The sequence below is a fragment of the Streptomyces sp. NPDC005423 genome (assembly GCF_040606415.1).
Taxonomy (GTDB): Bacteria; Actinomycetota; Actinomycetes; order Streptomycetales; family Streptomycetaceae; genus Streptomyces.
On sequence record NZ_JBEXET010000001.1, the window covers coordinates 421,400 to 447,196 of the forward strand.

Consider the following 25,797-nt stretch of genomic DNA (forward strand, 5'->3'; position numbering starts at 1 on the left):
CCGTGCGCTCCGCTACCCCGCCAGGTTCCGCGTTGCGCGGCGCCACCCCCGACGCCCCGCGAGATCACCTGTGCGCACCGCCGCCCCGCAGGGGCCGCCCCTCTCACCCGGCGACCCCCACGGACCCGAGGGCACCGACGGCCAGGCGAACCGCAAGGCGAACGGCCGTGGTGCGGGTTCTCCCGTCACCACGGCCGTTCGACTCGCCTGGGATCGCCGGTGAGTTCAGACGCGTGCTCCCGATCGTCCGGCGCCGGCTGGATCGTGGGACGCGAGGGCCCAGATCACGAAGACGTCGATCGCGATCATGATCACTGACCACACCGGCGCGTAGGGGAGGAACACGAACTGGAGGATCGCGCTCAGGCTCGCCAGCACGATGCCGCTCACCCGCGCCCAGCCGGCGCCCTTGAGCACGCCGTAACCGGTGGCCGCCGCGACGACGCCGAGGCAGAGGAGGATGACGCCCCAGCCGGTGAGGTTGATCTTGTAGACGTAGTCGCCGACGCGGGTGTACACGTCGTCCTTGGAGATCGCGGAGATGCCCTGAAGGATGGCGATGACGCCGTTCACCAGCAACAGGACGCCGGCGAAGACGACGCCGCCGGTCGCCAGGTGGTTGCCCCCGGCGGACTGCCCGTGACCGCCCTGGCCGGTGGTGTGGCGGGTGTCGCCCCAGGCCGGGGATGTCTCATCGCCTCCGGCGGACGCCGAGGGCGGTTGTGTCGAGTGTGTCGAGTGCGGCTGCTGCGTCATGGCCCTTGCCCGTCTCTCCCGGGGCGGCGGCACCGTACGCGCCGACCGCCGTGGTGTCGTGCTACGACCATCCGGCCGCGTGGCACCGCCCACCACGGGGGTTACGCCATCCGAGTGAACGCCGCTCAGGACGCCGTGCCGGATTCCGCGCCGGATTCCGCGCCGGACTGCGCGCTGGGCCCGGCTTCCCGCCCCGGTCGGCACAGGTCCGTCAGCTCGGCCTCGTAGAAGGATTCCGGGGAGAAGCCCATGCCGTCGAAGTGGCCGGCGAGTTCCAGGGAGAGGACTCCGTGCAGGCGGGACCAGAAGGTCAGGGCCCGGTGCAGGACGGCGGGCGGGGCGGGGTGCCCGCCGACCCAGTCCCGGTGGTCGGCGAGGTGGCCGTCGAACGGGCCGGCCGGGTCCGCCACGGGCAGTTCGGCGCACGCGTCCAGCAGCGTCGTCATGATCTCGCGGGCGATCGCGGTGATGTCGTCGGGCGCGTGATAGCCGGGGACCGGGGTGCCGTAGATGAGGAAGTAGCGCTGCGGGTCGGCCACGGCCCAGGCGCGCAGGGCGTGGGCGAGACCGGCCGGGCCGGCACCGGCGGCGCGGGCCGCGAGGCAGGCGTCGGCGAGGCTCCGGTACGCGTCCCGGACCAGCTCGGTGATCAGCTCGTCACGGCTGGCGAAGTACCGGTACAGGGCGGGGCCGGTCATGCCCATGTGCTTGGCGATCGCGTTGAGGGAGAGCGCCGACGCGCCCGCCGTCGCGAGCTGCTCCCAGGCGCGCTCCTTGACCTCCGCGCGGACCTGGGCGCGGTAGCGCTCGCGCGGCGTCCGGGCCTCTGTTCCGGCCATGACCGACCACCTCCCACAGTGCTCGGTTACAAGCTATCACGAAGGTTACCGGCTCTACCGTCCGTCGCTTCGCTCCTCGGCCGCCGGGTCAGGCCATCCAGAAGAAGACGGCCGTCATCCGCTTCTCCTCCAACGTGGACCCGTGGTAACCGGTCGCACTGTGCACGAGGTTGGCGTGGTAGAGGAGGAGGCTGTTGTAGCGGTGCGGGACGCGGACGTCCTCCTCGAAGGCGTCGGGGGCGACGAAACGGGTGCCGAGGGCATCGACGAGGTTGTTGTGGGGAGCCTGTACGACGTTGCCGCCGAGGCGTCCGCCGGGCAGGTGCTGGCGGTAGAAACTGGTCCCGCAGTCCTTGGGGACCGAGGGGTTGAGATAGAGCACGGCGGCGTACCGGCACAGGGCGCGTGAGTCGGTGTGCGGCCGGGGTTCGCTCTCGCCCTCACCGACGACCTGCACGCAGTTGTGATTAAGGGTCCCGCCCCCGGGCGCCTGCTGCACCCACAGCTCCTTGGCCCCGGTCGCCTTCTTCACCAGCCCCTCGACACGGCCCAGTTCGGACGGTTCGAGCCCCGGCATGGTGCGCAGCCCCGGCCAGGCCTCCGAGATGTACGGATACCCCTTGACCCAGTCGTCCTTGGCGAGACACCGCTCCCGTACGGCGTCCGCGTCGGGCAGCACGTTCTCCAGCACCCAGTAGTCACGGCCCTTGGTGGGCTTGCGGTACGGCAGCACAGGCAGGGCGGCACGGGGAGCGGATTGCTGGGGACGCGGGGGGAGTTGGGGCATGGGGCCGAACGTATAGCCGCCGCTGACCAGCGCTCTGCCATGCCCAGGTCAACATTCCGTCAACTGTGACCGGTCGAAAACAGGTCGGCCGGGTCGGACACCTGCTGCGCCTTCCTGGCCCAGCGTCTCAACTCGGCTGTGTCGGAGCAGGAGTTCACCCGCAGGCGGACGTCGTCCGACACCTCGTGCCCTGCCGCCTCCACGAGCCATGTGGTTCCATCGGATCAGGCCGCCGCAAGGTCGCACCACACGTACTTGCCCCGGCTGCCGTTCCTGGACAACGGCTGCCAGCCCCAGAGATCCGAGCACGCCTTCACAAGACCGAGGCCTCGGCCGTCTTCCAGCTCGGTGAGCGTTGCCAAGTCCTGTGGTGGGCGCGGGGGTTCGGGGTCCGCGTCCCACGCGCCGATACGGAGGGTGCCGGGCTTCCAGATCACCCGCAGGGAGACGGCCCCTTCCGTATGACGTACGGCGTTGGAGACCAGCTCCGTCGCGAGCAGCTCGGCGACATCGGCGAGACCGATCAGCCCGTGCATCGTCAGGATGAGGCGCAGCGTCCGACGACAGACCGTGACGGCACGGGGATCGCGGGGGATCGAGAGGGAGTACTCCCAGGGTTCGGGCATGCGTGAACTCCGTTTGCGCGGTGGGGGGTTGGCGGTGAAGGGGCGGTGGCAGTGCCGCAGCCGTCATGGCAGGACGGAGTGGTGCGCTTCCGGTGTCCCGGCATTCCGCAGCGTGTGCGGTGCGTCACTGACGGTAGAGCCATAATTTGGGACCGTGCAAGTCGTTGCCGTAATCTGCCCTCCAACGAGGCGCCGAGTCGCTTCAGTGGGGCACGAGGAGGAAGCCGTGGCGCGCAGGAAGCAGCCAACCGCGCGGCAGGAGCGTCTGGGCGCCGAGTTGCGGAAACTGCGTGAGGCCGCAGGAATCAAAGGACGTGAAGCTGCGGCCCTGCTCGGGGCGGACTCAGCCCAGATCAGCCAGATCGAGTTCGGCACAGCGGGCGTGAGCGAGGAGCGGGTACGCCGGCTGGCCGCTCACTATGCCTGCAATGACACTGACTTGGTCGATGGATTAGTCGCCATGGCTACTGACCGAACGCACGGCTGGTGGGAAGAGTACCGAGGCCTGTTGCCGACGTCCTTTCTCGACCTGTCCGAGCTTGAACATCACGCAACCTATCGACGTGACGTGGATTTCCTGCACATCCCGGGGCTTCTCCAGACCGAGGACTACGCCCGTCGTCTCTTCGAGTTCACCACACCCGAACTCCCCGAGAGCGAACTCGACGCATGCGTGAATCACCGCATGCGCCGACGGCTCGTCATCGAAGACCCCGCGCCCATCCCCTACGAGGCCGTGGTGCACGAAGCCGCGCTCCACATCAGGGTCGGCGGCCGGACCGCTTTCCGGTCTCAGCTGATCCGCATCCTGGAGCTGGCGGACGCGGACAACGTGACCGTGCGCGTTATCCCGTTCGACCTCGACGACTTCGCCGGTGCGGGCAGCAGCATGGTGTACGCGGGAGGTGCTGTTCCGCTGCTCGACACCGTCGTGCGTGATGCACCGCATGGCACCATGTTCATAGACTCCGCGGCTCAACTAGACCACTTTCGAACGCTTTTCCGTAAAGTGCAAAGGGTGTCACTCGACTGCGATCGGTCGCGTGACGCCATCCACCAGTTGGCTAAGGAACTGTGAGGCGAACCATGGCCACTCCCACCCACTGGCAGAAGTCATCCTTCTCCGGCGGCGGCGAAGGCAACGCTTGCGTCGAACTCGCCGCAACCCCCGCCACCCTCCACCTCCGCGAGAGCGACACCCCCGCCACCACCCTCACCACCACCGCCCCGGCGTTGGCCCACCTCCTCCAAGCCATACGCACCGGCGGGCTGCCCACTCCCTGAGACCGCCGTCACACGCGCCGCATGTCACAACTCCGCCGTCCAGCCCCGTCAGTCATGTGTACGCGCAGACATGCAACGGAGGAGTGACCCCATGAGCGCTCGACTGAACGCCTACGCCAACCCGGTCGCCGGGAAGTTCCTGAAGCACATCGTGTCGGCGGGGAAGGTGATCGAGGACTCGTCGCTGCCCGCCGCGACGCAGGAACTCGTGAAGATCCGGGCCAGCCAGATCAACGGGTGCGGGTTCTGCACCGACATGCACACCAAGGACGCGACCGCCGCGGGCGAGACGGCGCAGCGGCTGAATCTGGTCGCGGTGTGGCGGGAGGCGACCGTCTTCACCGACGCGGAGCGTGCCGCGCTGGAGCTGGCCGAGGAGGGGACCCGGATCGCTGACGCCGCCGGGGGCGTCAGCGACGAGGTGTGGGCGAACGCGGCCAAGCACTACGACGAGGACCAACTCGTCGCCCTGGTGTCGATCATCGCGCTCATCAACACCTTCAACCGGCTGAACGTCATCCTCCAGATGCCCGCCGGCGACTACCAGCCGGGCCAGTTCGGCTAGACCGACGCCCCGGCCACGAGTCGAACTACGGCCAGGACGACGGCCGGAGGGACCGGCTCAGTGCCGTGCTGCCACGCCGGTCCCCCCGGTCCCCCACCCGCCCGGTGTGACGCCTCACACTCGGGCTTTACCAAAACAAAAGACTTCTGGTGGCACCCCGCTCCGTACTCCCCACTGTCCGTACCGCCGACGGGCGGTCCATGACACAGGAGGCACGGTGCGATTTTCGCGGAACGCGACGGGAACTCTGGTGGTGGGCGGTGCCCTGAGCCTGACTCTCGCCGCTCTCGTCTACCCGTCCATGCTCGGCTTCACCAAGGTCTCCACCACGTCCGAGCGTGTCATCGCCAACACGCAGTGGGGACCACTGACGGAGGCCGACCGGGACTTCGTGGTCAAGGTGCGCGCGGCGGGGCTCTGGGAATACCCCGTCGGTCAGATGGGTCTGAAGAAGGGGCAGTCCACAGCGGTCATCACGGCGAGCAAGCACCTGATCGACGGGCACGCGGCACTGGACTCCAGTTGCCGCAAGATCGGTCCGATGCTCAACGTCGCGATCCCCAACCAGCCCAGCCCGCAGCAGCAGGGCTTCATCAACACACTGAACGCGGACAGCGGCAAGCAGTTCGACACGGACTTCGCCAACATCCTGCGCGTCACGCACGGGTCGATCTTCAACACGATCGCGAAGATCCGCTCCACGACCCAGAACACGCTGGTGCGGACGCTGGCCGACCAGGCCAACGCCACCGTGCTGGACCACATCACGGTCATGGAGAGGACCGGCCTGGTCAACTTCAGCCAGGTCCTCTTCCAGGAGACGACCCCGCCGAAGCTGCCCGCCGTCGACCTGACCCCGCCGCCCCCGGCCGCGGGCCAGCCCGAGGTCGTCCTCACTCCGCCGGTGAACAGCACCACCCAACCGCCGCTCCTGCCCGGCGAGACACCGACGCAGAACACGGCTCCCAGCCCGACCCCGACCGTCGGATGACCGTGCCGGCCGTTACCCCAGCCAGACCGTCGTGTCCGGGCCCAGCCGGCCGGCGTCCAGTGGCGCGCTGCTCAGCAGGACCTCGCCGGGCGGCAGCACGACCGGCGTACCGGACAGGTTTATTACACACCGCCAGCCGTCGGAACGGGTGAAGTCCAGTACCCCGTACGGGACTTCGGCCGCCCACGTGAGTTCCTCCCCGGCCAGCAGTTTGCGGCGCAGCCGCAGCGCGGTGCGGTACAGCTCCAGGGTCGAGCCCTCCTTCCCGTCCTGCGCCGCCACGGCGTAGGAGGCGAACCGGGCCGGCTGCGGCAGCCAGGCACCGGCCGGACCGAAGCCGTACGACGGACCGGTCGTCGTCCAGGGGATCGGCACCCGGCAGCCGTCGCGGCCCTTGCGGGTGTGGCCGGTCTGTTCCCAGACCGGGTCCTGGAGCACCTCGACGGGCAGTTCGGCGACCTCGGGCAGACCGAGTTCCTCGCCCTGGTAGACGTACGACGAACCGGGCAGCGCCAGCATGAGGAGGGTGGCCGCCCGGGCCCGGCGCAGGCCGGCCTCCTCGTCGGCCGCCGGTTCACGGCCGCCGGAGAGCAGCCAGGCGTTCTCGTCCGTTCCCGGCGGGAGGATCAGCCGGGAGGCGTGGCGTACGACGTCGTGGTTGGAGAGGACCCAGGTGGCCGAGGCGCCGGCCGCGCGGGCGGTGGCGAGTGAGCCGGTGATCACCGAGCGGAGTGTCTCCGCGTCCCAACCGGCTTGCAGGTACTCGAAGTTGAAGGCCTGGCCCAGTTCGTCGGGGCGGGCGTAGAGGGTGCGGCGGGGGCCCGGCACCCAGGCCTCGGCCACGGCCGTGCGGGGCGGGCTGTAGGTGTCGAAAAGGCGGCGCCAGTCGCGGTAGATCGCGTGGACCTCGTCGCGGTCGTAGAAGGGGTGGGCGCCAGGCGGGAAGCACTCCAGGGCGGCCTCTCCGGTGAACTCCGGTCCGCCGCCCAGGTCCCGCAACGGGTCCGCCAGATCCTTGACCAGCGCGTGGGCGACGTCGACGCGGAAGCCGTCGACTCCCCGGTCCGACCAGAACCGCAGGGTGGCGAGGAAGTCGGCGCGGATCTCCTCGTTGTCCCAGTTCAGGTCGGGCTGTTCGGGGGTGAACAGATGGAGGTACCACTGGCCGTCCGCCACCCGCCGCCACGCGCTGCCGCCGAACACCGACTGCCAGTCGGTGGGCGGGAGTTCACCGGCCGCGCCGCGTCCGTCGCGGAAGACGTAACGGTTGCGGGCGGGCGAACCGGGGTCCGCGCGCAGCGCCTCCTCGAACCACGCGTGCCGGTCCGAGGTGTGGTTGGGCACGATGTCGACGATCACCTTCAGGCCCAGCCGGTGTGCCTCGGCGGCCATCGCGTCGAAGTCGTCGAGCGTCCCGAGGCGGGGGTCCACGTCCCGGTGGTCGGCCACGTCGTAGCCGCCGTCGGCGAGTTCGGACGGGTAGAAGGGGCTCAGCCACAGGGCGTCCACGCCCAGCGCGGCCAGATGGGTCAGGCGCGCGGTGACACCCCGGAGGTCCCCGAGGCCGTCACCGTCGGCGTCGGCGAAACTGCGCGGATAGACCTGGTAGACGACGGCCTGGCGCCACCAGTCGGGGTCGCGGGAGGAAAGGTCGGGCACGCGGTCTCCTCTGCTGGGGATCGGTCACGGGAACGGGGAACGGCCACGGACGTTCGTCAGCCCTCGACCGTCGCCAGGTACAACTGCACGTACCGCTCCACATCCACGTCCAACCCCACGTCCACCAGCGCCTGTTGGCGGATGCCGTGATGGATCTCGGACTCGCCGGGGCGGGGGCGGCGGTCGACGATCGTCTGGCCGCGGGACGGCCCGGGGGCGAGGGAGACCTCGACGGGCAGGAGGGCGGTGGTCAGACCCTCCGGGTCGGCGACCGCGCAGATCGCGCCCGCGTCACCGAGGCCGCCCGTGGGGGTGGGATCGCCGGAGACCTCCGGGTGGCGGTGGGCGAGCAGCTCCCCCGCCAGTCTCAGCCGGGGCTCCGTACTGGCCCGCAGCCGTCGGACGTCGGCGGCCGGGACCACGACGCGCTCGAAGACGTCCAGGCCGTACATGGTGATCGGCACCTGGGCGGTGAGCAGGATCGCCGCCGCCTCGGGGTCGTGCCACACGTTGAACTCCGCGACCGGGGTGGCGTTCCCGACCGCCACCGCACCGCCCATGAAGACGATCCGCTGGATGTTGCGGGTCACCTCCGGGAAGGTGCGCAGCAGGAGCGCGATGTTGGTCAGGGGCGCGGTCGGGATCAGGGTCACCGGGCGCGGTGAGGCGAGGATCTCGCGACGCAGCAGGGTCACCGCGTCCACGTCGACGGGCCTGCGGGCCGACGCGGGCAGCCCCAGGTCGCCCATGCCGTCGGCTCCGTGGACGTGCGCGGCCGTGCGGAGGGGCTCGATCAGCGGCCGGGCCGCGCCGCGCGCGACGGGGATGTCACCGGCGCCCGCGTGGTCCAGGACGACGAGGGTGTTCCGTACGACCTGGTCCACGTCCGTGTTCCCGGCGACACAGGTCACCGCCCGCACGTCCAGGCCCGGGTGGCGCACGGCGAACAGCAGCGCGAGGGCGTCGTCGACCCCGGTGTCGCAGTCGATGACGACGGGGATGGGCTGACCGGTCACGGCAGGCTCCTCTCACGGGCGGTTCGGTCGGTCAGGGGTGACCTTACGCATCCGGCCACGGCACACCGCCGGGCCGTCCGGGGCGCCCGGCGGCGTGCCGCTCACCCGGACGGCCCGGCGCGCTGGTGGGCGGGCGCGGGCGATGGTGCCGTGAGAGCACGCGGCGACGACGCGCCCGCCCCCCACCTGAGCCTCGGCCCCCACCCCGACTTCAACCCAAGCCTCAGCCCGCCGTAGGAGGGACCCTCGATGACCCGTTCCCCGGCCCGTCCCCTCCTCTTCGCGGCGCTCTCGACTCTCTCGGCGGGCGCGCTGCTGACGACGGCCGCGTGCTCGGGCGGCCTCGCGGTGCGGACACGGACCGCGTCGTCCCGTACGACCGGACCGGCCGGCACCCCGACAGCGCACCCCTCCCCCGCCGCCGCCCCCGCCCTCACCGAGGCACAGGCCCGGGCGGCCCTGATCACCGAGACGGACCTCGGCGCGCCCTGGGTTCCCACCGAGGGCACCGCGGCCTGGCGGGACGGCATCCTCAAGGCGAGCACGGCGGACCCGGACTGCCGGCGACTCCTGGACGCCCTGTACGCCGACGAGATCCTCGGGCCGCCGACCGCGACCCAGGCGGTGACCGTCCTGGACGACCCGGACGACGGGACCCAACTCCGCTACCAGGTCGGTGGCCGCCCACGGGCGGAGGTGGACCACACCCTCGCCTGGCTGAGGGAACTCCCGCGCAGGTGCCATGAGTTCACCGCCACGACGACCCGCTCCGGCCCCCAGCGGGTCCAGGTCACCGACGGCGCGCTGCCGCCTCTCGGCGACGCGGGCCAGTCCCTGCACATCACCCTGACCGGCGCGACCGCCGACGGCGAGCCCAGCACCCTCACCCTCGACACGGTCACCGTCCGCCTCGGCGACGACGCCCTCACCGTCACCGACGGCGGCCCCGGCACCGTCTCCCAGGACACGGCCCGGCAGGCGGCCCGAGCGGGCACCGACCGGCTGACGGAGGTGCGGAAGCAGGGGCGGGTGCAGGTCTAGGCACGGGGGCACACCGGTCGGCCGGTCAGGCGGTCAGGCGGTCAGGCGGTCAGGCAGTCAGGCGGTCACAGGGGAGGCTGGGCGGGGGCCGGGCCGAGGGTCGTGGTGCCGGGGGCCGTACGGTGGCCGAGTCCCGTGCGGTAGGCGTCGAGCGCCGCCTCCACGCGGCCGGTGCGGCGCAGCAGATCGCCGAGGAGGCGGCACAGGTCGGCGAGGTCACCGGCGGCGCCCGCCCGTTCCAGCAGGCTCAGCGCGCGGACGTAGTGCTCCTCGGCGGCCTCTGTGTCCCGGCTGTCCTCGGCGATGATGCCCAGCAGGCGGTGGGCGGCGGCGGAGTGCAGGGCGCCGCGTTCGGAGCTGAGGTCGTTGAGGACCTCGTACAGCAGGGTCGCGGCCTCGTCGGACTTGGCGCGCCGGTGCAGTACGTCGGCGAGTTCCACGGCGGCCTGGCTGCTGTAGAGCTTCGCGCGGGTGGCGCCCAGCATCGCCAGCGCGTTCCTCAACTCGGCCTCGGCGCGCTCCAGATCGCCGTCCTGCGCGTACATGTAGCCGCGCATCCAGTGGCAGTTGGCGAGCTCGGTACGGAGCTGGAGCTGGCGGTACAGTTCGGCGGCCTTGACCAGGGAGGCGTCGGCCTCGGCGACCCGGCCCTCCGCTATCAGCGTACGGGCGACGGAACGGTGCATCCGTGCCACCAGCGCCGGGTCCCCGGACTGCGGCGCCAGCGCCAGCGCGAGTTCGGCGGCCTGCGCGGCGCGAGCGTGCGCGCCCATGTCCATGTACGGCCCGATCGCGCTCGCGTAGAGCAGCAGCAGCGCGTCCGGGTCGTGCAGTCCGCCCCGGTTCAGCTCGTCGAGCGTGGACTCCAACAGGTATACGGCGTAACGGAGTTCACCGCCCAGGTAGTGCGCCACCGCCCTTCCGCGCAGGGCCGGTACCCGGGCCGGGAGCGGCTCGCCGGCCAGCCGGGCCTCGGCCCGCTCGAAGTACGTCCGGGCCGCCGAGAGGTCGCCGGTGTCCAGCCCGCACTCGCCGAGGCCGAGCAGCGCGGCGGCCTCCTCGTCGGCCAGCCCGTGCGCCTCCGCCTCCGCGAGCAGTACGGCGTAGAGCGTGGCCGCCTCCTCAGACTCGCCCATGGCGAGGGTGCGTTGGGCCTCCGTCAGCCGTAGCCGCAGTTCGGTGGCGAGGTGGGCGGGGCGGCCGGTCACCAGCTCGTCGTAGGCGACCCCGAGCCGCTCCGCGAGGTGCCGCAGCGCCTCGTCGGAAGGGCGGACCCGGCCCGCCTCCACCGTGGAGATGTACGCGGGCGTGTAGGCGGGCTCGGCCAACTGCTTCTGTGTGAGCCCACGTTCGTGCCGCAACTGCTGCACCCTGCGCCCGATGACCTCCGGGTCGTCCCGCTTCACCATGCGGTTAATCATGCCAGTAAGCCGAGTTAGCACCGGGCCGTTAACTGGCTTGTTCGCGTAGGGAGTTGATGATTGCCGCCCGAGCGGCCCCGGGATGACCGAAAGCGTCCGCTCCGGGTCCCAACTCCCCCTGGCCCTCTTCCCGTTGGGCGTTGTCACCCCCTAGGTTAGGGAGCGCGTTAAGCGTGCTTAACTCATCGCTGTCGTCGTATCGCCGTCGTAGTGAGGTAGCCGTGCTCGGACGCCCCACCCTGCGCCAGGACAGCATGTCCGCGCGTTACGTCAGAGGATTCTGCGCCGCCGTCGTGGCGGTCGCCGCGCTGATCATCGCGGCCAACGCCGGCCCCGCCCGAGCCGCGGAGGCCCCCGCGGTGACCCCGGCGGCCGGGCATCACGCGCCGGACTCCGGCGGAAGCATCAGATCCTTGCGGGAGTAGAGCGGCAGACCGCCCGTGTCGAGCTTCCAGGTGCCCAGCTCGGTCATGACGGCGAGCGGGGTCCCGTAGGGCTGTCTGTGCAGGCGGTTCCCGTAGCCGGGGCGTCCGCCGCAGGTGTCGATCCCCCACTGGTACGTCCAGGTGCCGTCCCGGGGGTCGAGGATGAGGTAGTGCGGGATGCCCATGGCCGGGTAGTCGCGGCTCTTCGCCTCGTAGTCGTTGCCCGGGTTCGACGGGGAGACGATCTCCACGGCGAGGAGGATCTCGCGCGGGTCCAGCGGATCGTCCGTCAGCATCGCCGCACGCGTGGTGACGATGAGGTCCGGGATGCGCAGTGTGCCCAGACCGGCGTCGTCGGTGTCGGTGGCTTCGAAGACCCCGACACCGTCCGGAACCTGCGGGGCGAGTTGGTCCCGCAGGTCCGCGGCCGTCACCTGATGCCGGGGACGGGGGCTCGTCGTCATGACGAACATCCCGTCGCTGATCTCGGGATAGGTGAAACCCGGTGGCGGTGTGAAGTGGTCGCGCAGCGCCCGCAGGTGCCGGTAGACGGCCTGCTCCGTCATGCGCCTCTCCTTCGGGACAACCACGGGGTTCCCCGGTCCGCCGGGCGCCGGGCCGAGGCGTCGTCCCCCGTGACCTCGCGTGCGATCCATCGTAGCGACGGCGGGACCCGTCCGCCCGTGTCCGTCCTCGTCGGCCGGAGCCGGCGGTCCGGTGGGACTTACGCTGAGATGGTGACCTCTTCCGCCGCGCGTACCGCGCTGGACCTCACCGCCGATCTGCCCCTCCCGGTTCTGGAGGACTTCTACCGGGATCTGCACCGGCATCCGGAGCTGTCCCTCCAGGAGCACCGCACGGCGGGGCGGCTCGCCGAGCGCCTCACGGGGGCCGGGTTCGAGACCGCCTGCGGCATCGGCGGCACCGGTGTCGCCGGGGTGCTGCGCAACGGCGCGGGGCCCGTCGTACTGCTGCGGGCCGACATGGACGCGCTGCCCGTGCAGGAGGAGACCGGACTGCCGTACGCCTCCGGGACGCCCGGTGTGATGCACGCCTGCGGGCACGATCTGCACGTGACCTGGCTGGCCGGTGCCGCCGAGGCGCTGGCCGCCGGGCGGGACGCCTGGTCCGGGACGCTGCTGGTGGTGGGCCAGCCCGCCGAGGAGACCGGCCGGGGCGCGGCCGGCATGGTCGCGGACGGACTGTACGAACGGTTCCCGGCGCCGGACGTGCTGCTCGCCCAGCATGTGGCGCCCGGACCGGTGGGGCTCTACCCGCACTCCCCGGGCCTGCTGATGTCCGCCTCCACGGACGTGGACATCGTCGTCCACGGGCTCGGCGGGCACGGCTCCCGTCCGGAGACGACGGTCGACCCGGTCGTCACGGCCGCCTATCTCGTCACCCGGCTCCAGACGGTCCTCTCGCGCGAGATCGCCGCCCGCGAGTCGGCCGTACTGACCGTGGGCCGGATCGAGGCCGGCACCCGGCACAACATCATCCCGTCCACCGCCCGCATCGCCCTCAACCTGCGCACCCAGTCCGCCGAGGTGCGCGAGCGGATGCTCGCCGCGATCCGCCGTATCGCCTCCGGCGAGTGCCTCGCGGCCGGCTGCCCGCGCGAACCCGAGGTGACCGTGGGCGACAACTTCCCGGTGACCGTCAACGACGCGGAGACCGACCGCCGTGTCGCCGCCGTGCACACCGACGTCTTCGGCCCCGGCACGGTCTTCGACCCGGGCCCGGCGATGGGCAGCGAGGACTTCCCCCATCTGGTCCCGGCGGGTGTGCCGTACTCGTACTGGTTCGTGACGAGCACCCCGGCCGCCGTGTGGGACGCGGCCCCGGGCACCGACCTGATGGAGAAGTTCCAGGCGGTACCCAGCAACCACAGTCCGCGCTTCGCCCCCGATCTGTCGACGGTCGCGCCGGGCGTACGGACGCTGGTGTCGGGCGCGCTGGCGTACCTCACGGAGTGATCAGCCGGGCAGCGCCTTCCGCAGCGCCGCGTCCAGCCGCTTCGCGAGCACCGCGTCGCTCGGCGCGTTCTCCCCGAAGAGCGCGCCGAGTTGGGCGCTGAACGTCTGGGTGAACGCGCCGTAGAGCGGAGTGCGCGGGCGCTGGACCGCCTTGCGCAGTGCGGGGAGCAGGATGCGGCGGGCGTACGCGGGGCGCCCGGCCGGGTCGCGCGGCATCCGGTCGGCGCTCTCGCCGGTGGCGGACCCCGAGGACGCCGACGGCGTCGGGGCGGCGGCGACCGGACAGGTCACGTCGTCGTCCTCGTACGCCGAGACCCGGGTCGCCGCGAACCCCGCGTCCAGCAGACAGCGTTCGCTGCCCCTGTCGGTGAGGTAGGTCATCAACTTGGTTGCCATGTACGCCCGTTGGGAGGACTGGGTGACCGCCAGGTTCTGCCCGCCGAGCACCGCGTGCCCGGGCAGCGGCGCCACCCCCAACTGCTGTGAGGTGAAGGACTGGTGGAGGGTGCGGTAGGCGTAGGGCCACTGCCGCAGGAACTCCGTCCGGCCGTCCGCGAAGTCGTTGAGGGAACCGGTCTCGTCAGAGTGGAAGGCGTCGGGGAGGGTGTACGCGGTCTCCGTGCGGGAGCGCAGTTCGTCGATGCCGGTCGTCAAATCCCTGACGGAGGCGTCGTAATGGCCGTCCCCGTCGGTCAACTTGAACCCCGGTACGGCGGAGGCGAACGCCTCGACCGCGTTGACGGTACGGCCCTCGTAGGCGGCGAGCTGAGTCGTCCAGCCCTTCACCTCGGGCAGCGCGCCGCTGACGTCGCCGCTCAACGTCTGGAGCTGCTTCCAGTCGATGCCCCGGCTCAGGTCGGTCTGCTGCACCCCCGCCCGCTTCAGCAGATCGGGCCGGTAGTAGAGCAGCCCCACGTCGCTGTTGAACGGCATCGCGTACGCCTTGCCGCCCCAACGGGCCGTCTCAGCGACGGAGTTGATGACATCGCCGTCGTCGTCGACCGCCTCGGCGGGCAGCGGCCGGATCAGACGGGCGGCGGCGAACTCCGGCACCCACGTCACGTCCAGGTTGACGACGTCGTAGTCGGCGCTCCCGGACTGGAGGGCGCCGAGCAACTGGCTGCGCTGTTCGTCGGCGTTGCCGGGGAGTTCGACAAGGCGGGCCCGGTAGCGGGAGCCCTTCCTCCGCTGCTGCCGGTTCCAGGCGTCGATCAACTGCTCGCGGATGCCGCCCTTGCCGGTGACGTCCCGGCCGCTCGCCACCACGATCTCGCCGGACCCCTGGTCGTCGGCGGGCTGCCGTACCGGGTGGCCGCCGCACCCGGCGACCAGCAGCAGAGCCACCAGTAGCGGTGCCGCCGGTGCCGTGAACCGCCGTCGTCGGACCATCAGTCCTCCCCCGTGCCGGTGCGCGCGACCTCGTCGTGCAGTCCCGCGCCGAGATCCGTGTCGGCGTCCAGACAGCGCCCGCCGCTCGCGTCGGAGACCCGCTCGTCGGGCTTGCCCCGGTCGCAGCCGCCGCCCACCAGCGACACCATCGCCACCGGCACCTTCACCGCGCGCGCCTTCTTCAGTACGGCGTCCAGGCGGGCGCCGGTCAGCCGGTTGTCGTCCTCGTCGTCGGTGACGTAGACGATGAGCCGGGGCCGCTCGTCGTCGGTGCTGCGGTGCGCCATGTCGTCGAGCGCGGCGAGCAGCGCGGCGGCCGGGTCGGCCTCGGCGTCCTTGACCCTGGCCTTGTGGTCGATGGCGCGTTCGGCGTCCGCGCGCCGGTGCCGGCCGAAGCCGAGCAGCGGGCTGGTGGAGTGGCCCTCGGCCAGGCCGGAGACCGTCCACACCCCGTACTCGTCCTTGTCGCCGAGGCCGCCGAGGGACTGCTTCAGCAGCCCGGGGCCGCCGCTCGCTCCCTGCCAGAGGGCGCCCATCGAACCGGAGTCGTCGAGGAGGAAGAGCACCCGGCCGGCCCCGTTGGCGCCCCGGTACCTGCCGAGCGCGGCGTCCACCTGCGTGTAATCGTGGGGCGCGGGCAGCATCCCCGGCGTGGGCTGCACTCCGGGGCCGGGCGAGCGGGGGTCCTGCAGGTTGCGTGCGCCGTTGGGCCAGCGGAAGCCGTCCGCCGCGAACACGGCCCGGCCCCCGCTCCCGGTGAGCCACGTGTGGAAGTCGTCGGCCGCGGTGTCCCGCGCCGACTCGTCCCGGTCGGCGCCCTGCCAGCCGACCCGCACATAGGTCGGCTCGACGCCGGACGTGTCGTCCGGGTACTCGGCGATCCGCGGGCTGCGCGTCGTACGGTCGCAGCCGACCCCGCTCTTCAGCAGGAACTCCGGGACCAGCGCGGCGGTCCGGTTGTCCACGGCGTCGTCGTCGGGCAGCGTGCACAGCAGGTCGGCCGCGGTCTGCGAGGGCGGGCCCGGCTCACGGACCAGTCCCTCGCCGGTGCCGGCGTCGGAGTGCTGGTAGAGGCCCATCGTGGCGAGCAGCGCCGCGTCGGTGAACTCCGGGTCGGGGCGGCGTACTTCGGCGGCCGGGTCGCGGCTGCGCAGATCCTTGATCAGGTCGGTCAGGCCCCGGTCGGTGCGCGCGGGCTCGGCGGCGGCGATGCCCTCCGGTACGGCGAGGACGAGCGGCGAGTAGGCCAGGGGCCCGCTGTCGGGCGTCAGCGTGACGACGGAGTCCGGGTCCTGCCCCGCGGTCACCCGGCCGACGTCGGCGCTCGATGCGGGGATCCAGATGTCCGGCTGCGGTCCGATGTCCCGTTGCGGGTCGGTGTCCTCGCCGCGGGGTTCCCGCCACTCCCCCGACTGCCGGTGCAGCGCGGTGATCGCGGCGGCGGATCCCGCGCTGTAGACGGTGATGCCGCTGCGCCGGCAGCCGTGGCCGGTGGTGTTCGCCCCCGACGTCAGATACGCGTCGACCCCCGTACGGACGGTGGACTCCAGGTCCGGGTCGACCAGCACGCGCAGTTCGAGCGGCGGGGCGCAGGAGGGGCTGCCGGCGGCGAGCGTGTAGAGGCCGTACGAGCCGAGGCCGGCGGCGCCGAGCGCCAGCACGAGCGTGACCCGGACCGCCCTCCCGGATCGGGATCGGGATCGGGATCGTAATCCGCGCCACCACCGCCCCAGCCGTCCGGTGACCGCGCCGGCCCCCCTGCGCGGCAGGGCCGACAGGGCAGCCCGCCGCAGCCGTAGTGAACTGCCCTGCTCCGCTTGGGCTTTGGGCACTTCCGTCCGCCGCGGGGGCGGCACCGACCGCGCCGACAGCAGCACGTCCTCGTCGGGTTCGGCCCGCCCGCGCGGCTCCCAGGGATCGCCGCGCACGGTCCGGTGGCCTGCCGCGCCCATCCGCTGCCGCAGCGCACCGGCGAGCTCCCCGAACCACACCTCGCCGTCCCGGTCCAGCAGCCGTACGAGCTGCTCCGTGAAGGGGGTCGGGGTGTCGCCGTCGCCCGCGTCGATGCGGTGGTTGGCCTGCACGCCCAGCTGGAGCAGCACGCGCCGCTTGTCCCGGAAGTTCTCCCAGATCCAGCCCGCGTTGCCCGCGAAGCAGCAGTCCAGGACCACCACGATCCGCTCGGCCCGGCCGGCCGCGAGCACGGTCAGCACGGTGGTGAACATCTCCGCCCCCGGGAAGACCGCCTTCCCGCCCGCGACCACGCTCGCGTTGCGCATCTGGAGGAAGAGTTCGTCGCCGGCGCTGGGTATCGCGCCGTGCCCGGCGAAGTAGACCAGCAGCAGGCCCTCGGCCTCGTCGGCGGTGGTGCGCAGCACCCGGTTGAAGCGGTCGAGGGACGGCGACCGCAGCACCCGTATCTCGTCCTCGCCGAACACCCGGCCCCTGGACAGCACGTCCCGGAGCCGGTTGAGGTTGTGTTTGACGGCCGGCAGATCACCGGGCACGCCGTGCGGCGGCACGGTGAGGTCGTACTCGGACACGCCGACCAGCAGCGCCCGGTTCGCCTTTCCGCGCGGGTCGAAGGCGGCCACCGGGCTACTCGTCGTCGTCGGAGTGCACCACGTCCACCTGGACCCCGGGCGATTCCCCGTGCTCGACTTCGCGCCGGTTGCCCCGCCACGCCTCCACGGCGCGTCGGACGTCCCGCACCAGCTCGCTGAAGACGGGTCCGGCCGCGGAACCGACGAGCACCACGACGATCTCCGCGCCCATGCCCATCGGCGCGCCCGGCTCCGGCTCGCTCGGCTGCCCCTCGTCGATGCGTAACTCGCCCGCGCGCACCCGCTCTTCGAGCGGTCCCTCGCGCGCGAGCCACGCCATCAGCGCGCCCACGTCCCGCGTGTCCGCGGTCACGTCGAGCCGTACCCGGATCTCCTGGTTGGCCACACCGTCCCCCTTAGCCATGACTCAACATCATGGCACCCCTGTTGCCGCTGGGGGAGGGTTGCTTCAGGAGTTGAGCGGCTGCGTCCGCAAGTGGAGCAGTTGTTTCCGTACGTGATCCAGGGCGCCCTGGTGCCGCCCCGGCACCCTGCTCCTCAACTCGACCAGCAGGAAGCCCAGTTCACGGGCGCAGTCGGTATCCCGGATCTCCGTCCACTGGTGGTGGGCGCGGTCGACGGCGGCCTCCACCTCGGGGGCGTCCGCCTCCTGTCCGGCGGCCAGCCGTGCCGCCGCCACCGCGAGCCACACCCGGCAGCTGTGCACCGGGTCCCCGGCGAACATCGCCAGATCCGCCCGGACCTCGGTCCAGTGCAGCACCTGCGCGGAGCCCGGCCCGTGGGCGCGCAGTGCCAGCCGCTCCGCCTCCGCGGCGAGGGCGTCGGCCTCACCGTGCCGGCCGGCCTGGACGGCGTCGGCGATGGTGGAGTGCGGGTCGGCGGAGTGCTGGTCGGTGGAGAGCGGGTCGGCACCGTCGTCGGCGGGGCTCCGGCCGGCCTCGCCCGGTCGGGCGGGTCCGTGCGGTGCGTCGTGTGCGTGGGGCGCGTCGTGTGCGTGGGGCGCGTTCTGTACGTGGGGCGCGTTCTGTACGTGTGAGGCATGCGGTGCGTGCGGCCCCTCCGACGCGTCCGGTCCGGCCGGCGCGTGCGGTCCCGCTGCCGCGTCCGGTCCGGCTGCCGCGTGCAGCCCGTCCGGCACGTGCGGCCCGACCGGCCTTTGCGCGTACGGTCGTTCGGGTCGGTACGGGGACCCGGGGGCGGTGACCCCGGACTGGCCGGCCGTGGCGAGCAGCACGTCCGCGTACCCCTCCGCTCCCACCTTGACCAGCGCCCGCTGATGCAACTGCTCGACCGGCGGCCGCCGCCCGCTGCGCAGGATCGTCGCGACCGCCTTCATGTACGCGGGCACGGCCACCCCCCGCCGCGCGGGCGCCGGTGCGATGCGACCGTAAACCGCGTTCCCCGGCCCCGAGTCGAGCGGGCGGGCCCGCAGCCACTCCCAGGCCGCCGCGTCGGCGTGCAGATCGAGGATCAGGGTGGTCGATCCGGGGGCCCGCAGCCGCAGTTCCTCGCGGACCCAGTGCCAGGGCAGGGCGGTGTAGCGGACGGTCGCCGGGGTCGTCCGGGCCAGCGCGAGGTGCGGCAGCCGCTGTCTGCGGTCGAGTTGGAGCTGTCCGGTCACGAAGACGGTGAGCGGGCCGGCGGCAGCGGCGGCGGCTCGCAGCCGGGTCAGCACCGCCTGCGGCTCCAACGGGTCGGCCATCTCCACCACGTTGGCCGTGTCGGTGCCGGACAGCACGGCGGGCTCGACGGCCGCCAGTACCGGCAGCACCGACGCCGCGTCCACCAGGCACCCCTTGCCGATGGGCGAGGCCGCGAGCAGCAGCACCGTTCCGGGCATCGCGCCCTCCCCGCATAGAGGCCGCCGGTGCCCCCGTGACGCACCGACGACGTACCGACACGTATCGACCACGTACGGACGACGGAGCCGACCTTACCGACGCCGCGTCGCAGCACCGTAACGTCCGCTGCCGCAAAGGGAGATGTCCGGACCGCCGTACGGCGTCCATCGTCGTGTCGTCGGCGGGGTGGCCGCCGCGGTGCCGCGCGGGCGCACGGCCGTCAGTACGCGACCGACATCCGGGCCCGCGGATGCGCGTCCCGCTCCAGCTCGTCCACGAAGGCGACCGCGTAGTCCTCGGCGCTGATCCGGCTGTTCCCGTCCGCGTCGGTGAGCAGGGCGTCCCCGCCGGTACGGAACCGGCCGGTGCGCCGCCCGGGGCCGATCTCGGCGGCGGGGGAGACGTAGGTCCAGTCCAGGTCGTCGTCGAGGGTGCGGTAGAAGGCGAGGACGTCCGCGTGGGCGCGGGCCTCGGGCAGGTAGGCCTCGGGGAAACCGGGCTGGTCGGCGGCGGCCTGTCCGGGGGCGACCTCCAGGCTGCCGGCCCCGCCGACGACGAGGAGCCGCCCGACACCGGCCGTCCGCACCCCCTCCACCAGGCCCCGGTTGAGGGCGAGGAACGGCTCGCGCGGGTCGCCGCCCGTCCTCGGCGGCACGCACGCGGAGGCGACGGCGTCGGCGCCCCGCGCGAGCCCGGCGACCTGCGCCGGGTCCGCGGCGTCGGCAGCCGCGGCGGCGACCCCGGGCAGCGGCGACTGGCCGGAGCGGCTGACGGCCAGCACCCGGTGGCCGCGGGCCGAGGCCTCGGTGGCGATCCGGCTGCCGACCATGCCGGTGGCGCCGAAGAGAACGAACCTCATGCGCCCCAGCGAAACACGGCCGTGCGCGGGCCGCACCCCGAGTTGCCACCGCCCCTGTCCAGGTGTGCATTGGAAACGGGGGCGACAGAGAGGAGTGCTCCCATGGCTCATGCGGCACTTACATCCGGCGGTGTCACCGGAAGCGCGCCCAGTGGTCTGCCCGACGTCTTCGACGCCCGGGTCCACCGGACGGCGAGGGTGGCGATCCCCGTCGTCATGGGGCTCGTCTACGGCGTGTGGGCGGCGACCAACCGCCGCGACGGCGGGCCGCTCACCGTCTGGAACATCCTGTTCGGCGTCGTGACCGCGCTCGCGTTCATCGTGCTGTGTCTCGCGGTGGCCCGGTTCGCGCCGCTGCTCACGCGCGAACTGCACTCGCTGGTGAAGTCCGCCTTCGCCGGCGCGGCGGTCGGCTTCCTGGTCAGCCAGAGCGGGCAGAGCGTGCTCAGGTGCGCCGCCTTGGGCGCGGCGGTCATGGCGGGCTCCTTCGTGGCGTTCTTCTACCGCTACTACACCCGCGAGGAGGCGGACGGTGACCGCGTCGGCTGACCGCGCGGACACCGCACAGGGAATGGGCCCCGGCACAGCTGCCGGGGCCCACTTCTCTGTGCGGTCGGCCGGGTGTCTGTCGCTCTCCCGTCCTTTCCGCGGTCAGCCGCTGGGGGACCAGTTCCAGATGCCGCCGCCGGACGACGAGCCGGAGGCGCTCCAGCTCCACGAGCCCGAGACGCTCCAGGACCCGGAGGCCGAAGTGCTCCACGAGGACGAGTTGTCGCTCCGGTCGGGGTCGTTGTTCCCGTGGGAGCCGCCGTCGCCGGAGCGGTCGGCGTTGCCGGAGTCGTGGGAGTTGCCGGAGTCGTGGGAGTTGTGGGAGCTGTCGCCGTCCCGCCAGCCCGGGCAGGGGTCCGAGCAGGACGGCGCCCACCGGCCGTCGGTGTCGACGAAGGCCGCGCTCGCCCAGGCATGGGCGCCGACGAGCCAGTACCAGTCGGGGTCTCCGTTGACCCTCTGCCCGCGGACCACGCACTGCACGCGGTCCTGACTGCCCGGGGAGAGCGAGTCGACGACGGGAGAGTGCGTGGTGGGCGACTGCCGCACTTGCAGATCCGTGCGGGAGACGATGGTGCCCCAGAGCGGACTGCCGCCACCGCCATGTCCTTCGGCGTACGTGGTCGGTGCTGCCGCCGCCGTGGTGCCCGCCGCCGCGACGGCGAGCGTGCCACCGGTGAACAGGGCCGCGGCCAGAGTCCGCAGGGCCGGAGTGGTGCGCATGATCAGCCTCCTTTTCCCCCGCTCCAGGAAACACCCGTTCGGGGGACCCCTCCACCGGAGAGCGCGGACCCCGGTCCCGCCAAGGGCTCCGGGGCCGCCCGCTCCGTCCGGCTTGACATTGCACCCGAATGCAGTCATCACGGTCGCGTACCGCACCGCCAGGCCCTTGCCTGGAAGAGTGCCCTCACCCCTCCGGAGCGCCCTGTCGGCCCTGCTCATCGCCGTGTCCTGCGTCCTCGCGCCGCTCGGCGCGCTGGCGGCCTGGGCCACGCACAGCCTCACCGACACGCCCGCCTACGTCACCGCGATGGCGCCGCTGGCCGCCGATCCGGACGTACGGAACGCGATCGCCGACACCCTCGGGGAAGGCATCATGCGCGAGGCCGACCGCCGGACCGACGTCCGCCCGATGCACGGCCAGGTGGCGCCCTTCGTGCACGACGCGGTGCGCTCGTTCACCCAGACCGAGGCCTTCCGCTCCGCCTGGGACGCGGGCAACCGGGCCACCCACGAGGCCGTACTTCAGGCCCTGCTGGACGAGCGGGACCGCCCGGTCACCGTCGACCTCGCCCCGGTGACCGCTCGGGTCAAGCATCAACTCGCCCGCGACCACGTGCCGTTGGCGAACCGCATCCCGGTCGCGCACACCGAGGTCGCGGTTCTCCCGGCCGGGGACCTCGGCCGGCTGCGGAAAGGGTTCCACGTGCTCGAAGTCGCCGGATTCTGGCTGCCGTCGGCCGCCGTCGTGTTCGCCGTGACCGGTATCGCCGTGGCCGTACGGCGGCGCCGCGCGATCACCGCGACCGCGCTCGGCACCGCCCTCGGCGGCGCGCTGCTCGCCCTCACCCTCGCGATCGGCCGCCACTTCACCCTCGCCGACCTGCCCGACGAGGTCTCCCACCCGGCCGCCGGCGCGGTCTACGACGCCCTCACCGCCACGCTGCGCACGGTCTCCTGGCTGCTGTTCACCCTGGGCCTGACGGTGGCCCTGACGGTGTGGCTCACCCGGAACGTCCGTCTGCGACGTCCGCCGCGACCGCGACGCCCCCCGGCGGGACCCGCGCCGGATGCGGCACCGGAGCCGACGCGAGCCCGAGCCTGACCGCGTCCGGGGTGCGGCTCGGGGCGATCGCGGCGAAGGCGGCGCCGATCCACCCCGCCCCCGCCTCCGGTGCGAACCGCCCTGCCCGCCTCCGCACCGCGTGGGATGATCCGGACACCCCACGCCCGCGAGCGGAAGGCCGTCCCGTGGAGACCGCGACCGCCGAGTGGACCACCTACGACGACCCGCCCCTACGGCGGCCCCGGCGACGCCGCTGGTCGTGGCCGGCCGCGCTGCTCCTCGCCGCGGTGAGCGTGGTCGTCGGCTGCCGGGCCGCCGGCACCGACGGCCGCACCCCGGTACCGCAGCTCCTCGCCTTCCTGCCCTGGCTCCTCGCGCCCACCGGCCTCGCCCTGCTGTGCGCGCTGCTCGCCCGCTGGCGCACCGGGCTGGTGTGGGGGACCGCCCTGCTGGGACTGCTGGCCTGGTTCATCGAGCCGTACGGCCGGAGCGGCGATCCGGACGGGGTGGCCGTCGCCGAGTTCCGGGTGCTCACCTCGAACGTCGAGTTCGGGCACGGCACCGGTTCCCTGGTCCCGGCGATCCGGCGGCAGCGGCCGGACATCGTCTTCGTGGAGGAGTGCGAGTACACCTGCCAGGCCACACTGGAGCGGGAGTTCGGCACCGACTACCCGAACCGGCGGGCCGTGGCGGGCTCCGGCTCCCGGGGTTCGGTCATCCTCAGCCGCTTCCCGCTCCGGGGCACCGCGGGCGTGCCCGGCACCATGGGCATGCCCGGCGCGGTCGCCGACGTACGCGGCCACACCGTACGCCTGCAACTGGCCCACCCCATGCCGCCCCTTCCGCGTCAAGTAACGCTGTGGAAACGCGAGTTGGGTCGCCTCCGGGACTTCGCCGCGGCCGGCCCCGGCACCCCCACCGTGCTGGCCGGCGACTTCAACGCCTCCCAGGACCACGCGGCCTTCCGGCAGCTCCTCGACACCGGCCTCTCCGACGCCGCCCGCCTCACCGGCCACGACCGCACCCCGAGCTGGCCGGCCCGTACCCTCCCGGCGATCGGCACCCAGATCGACCACGTCCTGATCTCCCGGGACTTCTCCGCGAACACCGCTCGCTTCCTCGACCTCGCCCACACCGACCACCGCGCACTCCTCGTCGACATCACGCTCCACCAGCGCGGATGAGGCAGGCGGGACGCCCATAATGACCGCATGTCCCGCGAGTTCCCCCACAGCCTCACACCCCCCGACTGGCTGGCGCGGAACCTCCGGCCCCAGCAGGCTCCCGTCAACCGCCCGGCCGTCGTCCGCGCCGCCGTCGCCATGGCCCTCCCCCTCGCCCTCGGCCTGGCCGCCGGGGAACCCGCCTACGGCGCGCTCGCCTCGATGGGTGCCCTCTCCGGAGTCATCAGCGACACCGCCGACGCCTACCGCATGCGCATCCTCAACATCGCGATCCCCCAGTTCTTCGGCGCCGTCGGCGTCACCCTCGGCTCCCTGGCCCACGGCCGCGGCTGGGTGACCGTCGCCGCCGTCACCTGCGTCGCGCTCGTCTCCGGGATGATCTCGACGATCGGCGCGGTCGCCTCCGTATCGGGACTGCTGCTGCTCCTCAACACGGTGATCGGCGCGGGGCTGCCCATGCCGGGCCCGTGGTGGCTGGCGCCCGCGCTGCTGTCCGGCGGCGGCCTGCTCGTCCTCCTCCTCACCCTCCTCGCCTGGCCGCTGCGCTCCGGCGTCCCCGAACGGGCCGCGGTCGCCGCCGCCTACCGCACCGTCGCCACCCTCCTCAGCGTCTCCGGCACCCCCCGCGCCGAGGAGTACGACGAGGCCCGGCACGCCGTCACCCAGTCCCTCAACCACGCCTACGACCTCATCCTCGCCCGGCGCACCCGCCACCACGGCCGCAGCCCCGAACTCACCCGCCTCATCGCCCAGTTGAACGCCGTCACCCCGGTCGTCGAGGCCGCCCCCGCCACCCGGCTGGCCGGCCGCCCGCCGTCCCCGCAGATCCCCGCCGCGGTCCGCCTCCTCGCCGACGCCGTCGAGACCGGCCGCACCGGCCCCGCCGTACCCGCCGCCGCCCTGCCCGAACCGGCCGACGAGACGGCCCGCGCCCTCGACCACGCCCTGCGGCACGCCGCCGCGGTGGTCGCCGCGCCGGACATCGACCCGACCGGCGCCGGCGACCGCCCGGCCGCCCCGCGCGTCCGGGCCGTCCGCGCCCTGCGCAACGCCACCCTGTCCGCCGCCTCCTGGCGCTACGGCCTGCGCCTCGCGCTCTGCATCGGCATCGCCCAGACCCTCGTCTCGATCGTGCCGGTGCCGCGCTCCTACTGGGTGGCGCTGACCATCACCTTCGTCCTGAAGCCCGACTTCGGCTCGGTCTTCTCCCGGGCCCTGCTGCGCGCCCTCGGCACGGTCGTCGGGCTGGTGGTCGCGGCGGCGGTCCTCGCCGAGGTGCCCGGCTGGGGGTCCCCGCAGAGCACGACGGGCCACGCGGGCTGGTGGGCCGTACCGGTCCTCTTCCTCCTGGGCCCCCTCATCCCGGCCCTCACCCCACGCGGCTACGGCTACCAGACGGCCGCGATCACCCCGGTGATCCTGCTCCTGTCCAACGTCCTCAACCACCAGGGTTCCGGCCTGCTCCTGCCCCGCCTGGTCGACTCACTGATCGGCTGCGGGATCGCGCTCGTGGCCGGCCACCTCCTCTGGCCGGAGAGCTGGCACACCCGCGTCGGCGACCGTCTCGCGGACGCGGTGGGCGACACCGCGCGCTACGTCGAGGCCGCCTTCGTCCAGGAGGCCGACCCGGCCGCCGGCGCCCGTATGCGCCGCGGCCTGTACCGGGATCTGTCCGACGTCCGTACGGAGTTCCAGCGTGCGCTCACCGAACCCCCGCCCACCGGCCGCCGGGCCGCCGCCTGGTGGCCCCTGGTCGTCGCCGTGGAGCGGATCGTGGACGCCACGACGGCGGCCCGGGTCCGCGTGACACACGGCGCCCCGCCGCCGGCCGCCGCGGAGGTCTCCCAAGTCACGCTCCAACTGCGGGAGTTGGCACAGGGCGTACGGGAGTCCGAGGTGTTGTTCGCGGTCCGTACGGATCTCGCGGGCCCGTCGGACAGCGTGCTGGAACCACTGCGCCAGGAGGTGGCGGCGGCACGGTCGATCGCCTCACCGCACTGAAGGACCCCCGAGACCAACCGGAGACTTTACTTCCCCCATGCGAAAACATGGTCTTGCCTTGACCTCGGAGCCGACAGTGCGCGAGGGTGCGGCGGGGGGGTGAACGGCGGCTGAATCCGGGGAGGTTGGGGCGGAACCGGCACGGGGCGGGCGCGGGGCCCGTCTCACGGGGTTCGCCCCTGCCGAAGATCACCGCCGGAGGCCGCTAACCTTACGTGTCCGTCCTGGCCAGGGATTG

24 protein-coding genes are annotated in these 25,797 nt (G+C 72.7%); 10 read left to right on the forward strand and 14 right to left on the reverse strand.

Features of this window, described 5'->3' with window-relative positions; all coding sequences use genetic code 11:
- Positions 1-225 precede the first annotated feature (225 nt).
- The 4 genes from ABZT12_RS01870 to ABZT12_RS01885 all read right to left on the reverse strand — a co-directional run bounded on the left by ABZT12_RS01870 (position 226) and on the right by ABZT12_RS01885 (position 3,008).
- Positions 226-756, reverse strand: coding sequence for a hypothetical protein (locus ABZT12_RS01870; protein ID WP_356375629.1), 531 nt, complete (start codon positions 754-756; stop codon positions 226-228).
- Between the two features lie 125 nt (positions 757-881).
- Complete coding sequence (locus ABZT12_RS01875) at positions 882-1,595, reverse strand: TetR/AcrR family transcriptional regulator (protein WP_356375632.1); 714 nt, start codon at positions 1,593-1,595, stop codon at positions 882-884.
- Between the two features lie 88 nt (positions 1,596-1,683).
- Positions 1,684-2,382, reverse strand: a complete 699-nt coding sequence (locus ABZT12_RS01880; protein ID WP_356375635.1) for a DUF6445 family protein — start codon at positions 2,380-2,382, stop codon at positions 1,684-1,686.
- A 224-nt stretch (positions 2,383-2,606) separates the two neighbouring features.
- Positions 2,607-3,008, reverse strand: a complete 402-nt coding sequence (locus tag ABZT12_RS01885; protein ID WP_356375638.1) for an ATP-binding protein — start codon at positions 3,006-3,008, stop codon at positions 2,607-2,609.
- 226 nt (positions 3,009-3,234) lie between these two features.
- Between ABZT12_RS01885 and ABZT12_RS01890 the strand changes: the two genes are divergently transcribed.
- From ABZT12_RS01890 to ABZT12_RS01905, 4 genes are all read left to right on the forward strand, one after another.
- Positions 3,235-4,086, forward strand: coding sequence for a helix-turn-helix transcriptional regulator (locus ABZT12_RS01890; RefSeq protein WP_356375640.1), 852 nt, complete (start codon positions 3,235-3,237; stop codon positions 4,084-4,086).
- An 8-nt stretch (positions 4,087-4,094) separates the two neighbouring features.
- The gene (locus ABZT12_RS01895) at positions 4,095-4,292 is read left to right on the forward strand and encodes a DUF397 domain-containing protein (protein ID WP_356375643.1); all 198 of its coding nucleotides are present in this window, start codon (positions 4,095-4,097) and stop codon (positions 4,290-4,292) included.
- Between the two features lie 91 nt (positions 4,293-4,383).
- Entirely contained in the window at positions 4,384-4,857 is a 474-nt protein-coding gene (locus ABZT12_RS01900) for a carboxymuconolactone decarboxylase family protein (protein WP_356375646.1), read from the forward strand.
- Positions 4,858-5,110: 253 nt separating this feature from the next.
- Positions 5,111-5,848, forward strand: a complete 738-nt coding sequence (locus ABZT12_RS01905; protein WP_356376691.1) for a DUF4142 domain-containing protein — start codon at positions 5,111-5,113, stop codon at positions 5,846-5,848.
- A 12-nt stretch (positions 5,849-5,860) separates the two neighbouring features.
- Here the strand turns inward: ABZT12_RS01905 and ABZT12_RS01910 are convergent, their stop codons facing one another.
- Positions 5,861-7,507, reverse strand: a complete 1,647-nt coding sequence (locus ABZT12_RS01910; RefSeq protein ID WP_356375649.1) for a glycoside hydrolase family 13 protein — start codon at positions 7,505-7,507, stop codon at positions 5,861-5,863.
- A 56-nt stretch (positions 7,508-7,563) separates the two neighbouring features.
- The gene (locus ABZT12_RS01915; protein WP_356375652.1) at positions 7,564-8,523 is read right to left on the reverse strand and encodes a nucleoside hydrolase; all 960 of its coding nucleotides are present in this window, start codon (positions 8,521-8,523) and stop codon (positions 7,564-7,566) included.
- Positions 8,524-8,772: 249 nt separating this feature from the next.
- On the opposite strand from ABZT12_RS01915, the gene ABZT12_RS01920 reads away from it, so the two are divergent.
- On the forward strand, positions 8,773-9,564 hold the full coding sequence (locus ABZT12_RS01920; RefSeq protein ID WP_356375655.1) for a hypothetical protein: 792 nt from the start codon (positions 8,773-8,775) through the stop codon (positions 9,562-9,564).
- A gap of 65 nt (positions 9,565-9,629) precedes the next feature.
- Here the strand turns inward: ABZT12_RS01920 and ABZT12_RS01925 are convergent, their stop codons facing one another.
- Positions 9,630-10,973 (reverse strand): helix-turn-helix domain-containing protein, encoded by a 1,344-nt coding sequence (locus ABZT12_RS01925; protein ID WP_356375658.1) that lies wholly within the window; start codon positions 10,971-10,973, stop codon positions 9,630-9,632.
- 391 nt (positions 10,974-11,364) lie between these two features.
- Positions 11,365-11,976: a Uma2 family endonuclease gene (locus ABZT12_RS01930; RefSeq protein ID WP_356375661.1), complete on the reverse strand. Its 612-nt coding sequence runs from the start codon at positions 11,974-11,976 to the stop codon at positions 11,365-11,367.
- 168 nt (positions 11,977-12,144) lie between these two features.
- Between ABZT12_RS01930 and ABZT12_RS01935 the strand changes: the two genes are divergently transcribed.
- Positions 12,145-13,386 carry an amidohydrolase gene (locus ABZT12_RS01935; protein WP_356375663.1) on the forward strand — a complete coding sequence of 414 codons (1,242 nt, stop codon included), beginning with the start codon at positions 12,145-12,147 and terminating at the stop codon, positions 13,384-13,386.
- On the opposite strand, the gene ABZT12_RS01940 is transcribed toward ABZT12_RS01935, so the two are convergent.
- The 5 genes from ABZT12_RS01940 to ABZT12_RS01960 form a co-directional block, all read right to left on the reverse strand.
- The gene (locus ABZT12_RS01940) at positions 13,387-14,775 is read right to left on the reverse strand and encodes an extracellular solute-binding protein (protein ID WP_356375666.1); all 1,389 of its coding nucleotides are present in this window, start codon (positions 14,773-14,775) and stop codon (positions 13,387-13,389) included. It abuts the gene before it with no gap.
- Positions 14,775-17,369 (reverse strand): substrate-binding domain-containing protein, encoded by a 2,595-nt coding sequence (locus tag ABZT12_RS01945; protein ID WP_356375670.1) that lies wholly within the window; start codon positions 17,367-17,369, stop codon positions 14,775-14,777. The genes ABZT12_RS01940 and ABZT12_RS01945 overlap by 1 nt, the downstream gene beginning before the upstream one ends.
- A gap of 4 nt (positions 17,370-17,373) precedes the next feature.
- Positions 17,374-17,742 carry a hypothetical protein gene (locus ABZT12_RS01950; RefSeq protein WP_356375673.1) on the reverse strand — a complete coding sequence of 123 codons (369 nt, stop codon included), beginning with the start codon at positions 17,740-17,742 and terminating at the stop codon, positions 17,374-17,376.
- A gap of 45 nt (positions 17,743-17,787) precedes the next feature.
- Positions 17,788-19,179 carry a hypothetical protein gene (locus ABZT12_RS01955; protein ID WP_356375676.1) on the reverse strand — a complete coding sequence of 464 codons (1,392 nt, stop codon included), beginning with the start codon at positions 19,177-19,179 and terminating at the stop codon, positions 17,788-17,790.
- Between the two features lie 221 nt (positions 19,180-19,400).
- A complete protein-coding gene (locus ABZT12_RS01960) occupies positions 19,401-20,039 on the reverse strand; it encodes an NAD(P)H-binding protein (RefSeq protein ID WP_356375679.1) in 639 nt (212 codons plus the stop codon).
- A 102-nt stretch (positions 20,040-20,141) separates the two neighbouring features.
- Between ABZT12_RS01960 and ABZT12_RS01965 the strand changes: the two genes are divergently transcribed.
- A complete protein-coding gene (locus ABZT12_RS01965) occupies positions 20,142-20,588 on the forward strand; it encodes a hypothetical protein (RefSeq protein WP_356375682.1) in 447 nt (148 codons plus the stop codon).
- A gap of 102 nt (positions 20,589-20,690) precedes the next feature.
- On the opposite strand, the gene ABZT12_RS01970 is transcribed toward ABZT12_RS01965, so the two are convergent.
- On the reverse strand, positions 20,691-21,311 hold the full coding sequence (locus ABZT12_RS01970; RefSeq protein ID WP_356375685.1) for an SH3 domain-containing protein: 621 nt from the start codon (positions 21,309-21,311) through the stop codon (positions 20,691-20,693).
- Between the two features lie 178 nt (positions 21,312-21,489).
- Between ABZT12_RS01970 and ABZT12_RS01975 the strand changes: the two genes are divergently transcribed.
- From ABZT12_RS01975 to ABZT12_RS01985, 3 genes are all read left to right on the forward strand, one after another.
- Positions 21,490-22,413, forward strand: coding sequence for a hypothetical protein (locus ABZT12_RS01975; RefSeq protein WP_356375688.1), 924 nt, complete (start codon positions 21,490-21,492; stop codon positions 22,411-22,413).
- A gap of 146 nt (positions 22,414-22,559) precedes the next feature.
- Entirely contained in the window at positions 22,560-23,558 is a 999-nt protein-coding gene (locus ABZT12_RS01980; protein WP_356375691.1) for an endonuclease/exonuclease/phosphatase family protein, read from the forward strand.
- Between the two features lie 27 nt (positions 23,559-23,585).
- Positions 23,586-25,559, forward strand: a complete 1,974-nt coding sequence (locus ABZT12_RS01985) for an FUSC family protein (protein ID WP_356375694.1) — start codon at positions 23,586-23,588, stop codon at positions 25,557-25,559.
- Positions 25,560-25,797: the final 238 nt, after the last annotated feature.

Excerpts from the sequence above, each read along its gene's own strand:
- ABZT12_RS01970 (WP_356375685.1), bottom strand. The coding sequence starts at position 21,311 with ATGCGCACCACTCCGGCCCTGCGGACTCTGGCCGCGGCCCTGTTCACC.
- ABZT12_RS01955 (WP_356375676.1), bottom strand. The coding sequence starts at position 19,179 with ATGCCCGGAACGGTGCTGCTGCTCGCGGCCTCGCCCATCGGCAAGGGG.
- ABZT12_RS01875 (WP_356375632.1), bottom strand. The coding sequence starts at position 1,595 with ATGGCCGGAACAGAGGCCCGGACGCCGCGCGAGCGCTACCGCGCCCAG.
- ABZT12_RS01925 (WP_356375658.1), bottom strand. The coding sequence starts at position 10,973 with ATGGTGAAGCGGGACGACCCGGAGGTCATCGGGCGCAGGGTGCAGCAG.
- ABZT12_RS01870 (WP_356375629.1), bottom strand. The coding sequence starts at position 756 with ATGACGCAGCAGCCGCACTCGACACACTCGACACAACCGCCCTCGGCG.
- ABZT12_RS01900 (WP_356375646.1), top strand. The coding sequence starts at position 4,384 with ATGAGCGCTCGACTGAACGCCTACGCCAACCCGGTCGCCGGGAAGTTC.
- ABZT12_RS01985 (WP_356375694.1), top strand. The coding sequence starts at position 23,586 with ATGTCCCGCGAGTTCCCCCACAGCCTCACACCCCCCGACTGGCTGGCG.
- ABZT12_RS01880 (WP_356375635.1), bottom strand. The coding sequence starts at position 2,382 with ATGCCCCAACTCCCCCCGCGTCCCCAGCAATCCGCTCCCCGTGCCGCC.
- ABZT12_RS01930 (WP_356375661.1), bottom strand. The coding sequence starts at position 11,976 with ATGACGGAGCAGGCCGTCTACCGGCACCTGCGGGCGCTGCGCGACCAC.
- ABZT12_RS01965 (WP_356375682.1), top strand. The coding sequence starts at position 20,142 with ATGGCTCATGCGGCACTTACATCCGGCGGTGTCACCGGAAGCGCGCCC.
- ABZT12_RS01960 (WP_356375679.1), bottom strand. The coding sequence starts at position 20,039 with ATGAGGTTCGTTCTCTTCGGCGCCACCGGCATGGTCGGCAGCCGGATC.
- ABZT12_RS01950 (WP_356375673.1), bottom strand. The coding sequence starts at position 17,742 with ATGGCTAAGGGGGACGGTGTGGCCAACCAGGAGATCCGGGTACGGCTC.
- ABZT12_RS01940 (WP_356375666.1), bottom strand. The coding sequence starts at position 14,775 with ATGGTCCGACGACGGCGGTTCACGGCACCGGCGGCACCGCTACTGGTG.
- ABZT12_RS01920 (WP_356375655.1), top strand. The coding sequence starts at position 8,773 with ATGACCCGTTCCCCGGCCCGTCCCCTCCTCTTCGCGGCGCTCTCGACT.
- ABZT12_RS01885 (WP_356375638.1), bottom strand. The coding sequence starts at position 3,008 with ATGCCCGAACCCTGGGAGTACTCCCTCTCGATCCCCCGCGATCCCCGT.
- ABZT12_RS01895 (WP_356375643.1), top strand. The coding sequence starts at position 4,095 with ATGGCCACTCCCACCCACTGGCAGAAGTCATCCTTCTCCGGCGGCGGC.
- ABZT12_RS01935 (WP_356375663.1), top strand. The coding sequence starts at position 12,145 with ATGGTGACCTCTTCCGCCGCGCGTACCGCGCTGGACCTCACCGCCGAT.